Origin of the sequence: Burkholderia sp. BCC1640, assembly GCF_902833125.1 — a bacterium.
GTDB lineage: Bacteria > Pseudomonadota > Gammaproteobacteria > Burkholderiales > Burkholderiaceae > Burkholderia > Burkholderia diffusa.
Window position 1 is genome coordinate 1 of the sequence record NZ_CADFEF010000093.1, and the last position, 1296, is coordinate 1296.

Below are 1296 nucleotides of genomic sequence, written 5' to 3' on the forward strand. Positions count from 1 at the left end.
TGTTTACGCCGACCGGAAATTGAGCCACTTGTAGGGATCGCGCCGACTGAAAACTGAGCCGGGCAATCAACCTATCCTGCTAGTTTTTCAGGCAGGGTGTTTGGGGATGATCCCGATGACCATGATTGGCAAGGTGCGGCGGATGTTCCACCGCCAGAACAAGTCGGTACGCGAGATATCGCGTCTCACAAGCCTGTCGCGCAACACGATTAGCAAATACCTGAACATGGATGTTCAGGAAGAACCGAAGTATCAACGGCGCGCGCAATCGACGACCCGGCTGGCGCCGTTTCACGACGTACTGGTGCAGGCGCTCAGCGTCGACGCACGACGGCCGAAGAAAGAACGGCGCACCGCCTGGATGCTGTTCCAGGAGATCAAGGCGGCCGGCTACGATGGCTGCTACTCGAGGGTGACCGACTTCATCCGGGCCTGGCGGCAACGCGAAGGCCAGGCGGTTTCGAAGTCGGCGTTTGTGCCGTTGCGATTCGAGCTGGGCGAAGCGTTCCAGTTTGACTGGTCCGAGGAAGGACTGGTTGTCGGCGGCATTTACCGCAAGCTGCAGGTGTCGCACATGAAGCTGTGTGCGTCGCGGGCGTTCTGGCTCGTCGCCTACCCGAGCCAGGGCCACGAGATGCTGTTTGACGCCCATACTCGCTCGTTCACGGCCTTCGGCGGGGTGGCCCGCCGTGGCGTCTATGACAATATGAAGACGGCGGTCGACAAGGTCCACAAAGGCAAGGGCCGCACTGTCAACTCGCGCTTTGCAGTGATGTGCGCGCACTACCTGTTTGACGCGGACTTCTGCAACGTGGCCAGCGGCTGGGAGAAAGGCGTCGTCGAGAAGAACGTGCAGGACAGCCGCCGGCGCATCTGGATTGAAGCGCGCGAGCAGCGATTCGGCAGTTTCGCCGATCTGAATGCGTGGCTGGCGAGTCGGTGCCGGTCGCTGTGGGAACAGGTGAAGCATCCTGACTATCGGGACCTGAGCGTTGCCGACGTATTCGAGCAGGAGCGCGCCCATCTGATGCCAATGCCGACACCGTTTGACGGTTACGTTGAGCGCGCGGCCCGGGTGTCGTCGACGTGCCTGGTGGTGGTCGGCCGCAACCGCTACTCGGTGCCATGCGAATTTGCAGGCCAGATGCTCAGCACGCGGCTCTATCCGGGCCGCGTCGTTGTGGTGGGTGATGACGCCGTGGTGGCCGAACACGAACGGCTGGCTGACGAAGGTCTGGTGCGCTACGACTGGCAGCACTACATTCCGCTGATCCAGCGCAAGCCCGGCGCACTGCG

At 61.8% G+C, this 1296-nt stretch carries 1 protein-coding gene; it reads left to right on the top strand.

The genetic code is table 11. The features are described 5' to 3' along the window. Nucleotides 1-115: 115 nt before the first annotated feature. On the top strand, nucleotides 116-1296 hold a 1181-nt coding region (gene istA / locus HWX25_RS32590), incomplete at its 3' end, for an IS21 family transposase (protein ID WP_175912699.1).